The 484-nt window shown below is 37.8% G+C and carries 1 protein-coding gene; it reads right to left on the bottom strand.

Annotation, left to right across the window (positions count from 1 at the left end; genetic code table 11):
- Positions 1-46 precede the first annotated feature (46 nt).
- Positions 47-379, bottom strand: coding sequence for a DUF1904 family protein (locus BPMYX0001_RS25270; protein WP_001120967.1), 333 nt, complete (start codon positions 377-379; stop codon positions 47-49).
- Positions 380-484: the final 105 nt, after the last annotated feature.

The following is a 484-nucleotide window of genomic DNA, read 5'->3' as shown; positions in this document are numbered from 1 at the left end:
TGTGGCGCTCCCCCTTATAAATGTTACAAAAATCTTTCAAATAGCTCTAACTTGCACAATGCTTCCCGTTAATATAATACGCTGATTCTGTGAAAACCGTAAATACAACCTCTACTTCTGGAAGTCCAAAATCCATTACATATGTAGTAATGGCCTTGGCAAATCGATCACGAATTTCCTGTCCACGCTCGAACCATTTCACTTCAATAAGAGGAAACGCTTCTATTTCTTCTCCATTGAATACAAACGTAGAACTTGGTAGTTCCAACGTAAAATTATCCGTACCACACTCACAAATCTCTGCGAGCTCTTCTACTAATGGCTTGCTTATGCGTTTTAATTGTTCAGTAGTAATTCCACGAAACACAACATGCGGCATGTGAATCCCTCCGTTAGATAGCTTTATATTTGCTCACATCATAGCACAATTTATTTTGCTGCACTAGAATCTATTGGTACATTTCAATGACATTCTTAAGTTGAT

Origin of the sequence: Bacillus pseudomycoides DSM 12442 (genome assembly GCF_000161455.1) — a bacterium.
GTDB classification, from domain to species: domain Bacteria; phylum Bacillota; class Bacilli; order Bacillales; family Bacillaceae_G; genus Bacillus_A; species Bacillus_A pseudomycoides.
This window is presented reverse-complemented; position numbering and strand designations above follow the sequence as displayed.

Excerpts from the sequence above, each read along its gene's own strand:
- BPMYX0001_RS25270 (WP_001120967.1), bottom strand. The coding sequence starts at position 379 with ATGCCGCATGTTGTGTTTCGTGGAATTACTACTGAACAATTAAAACGC.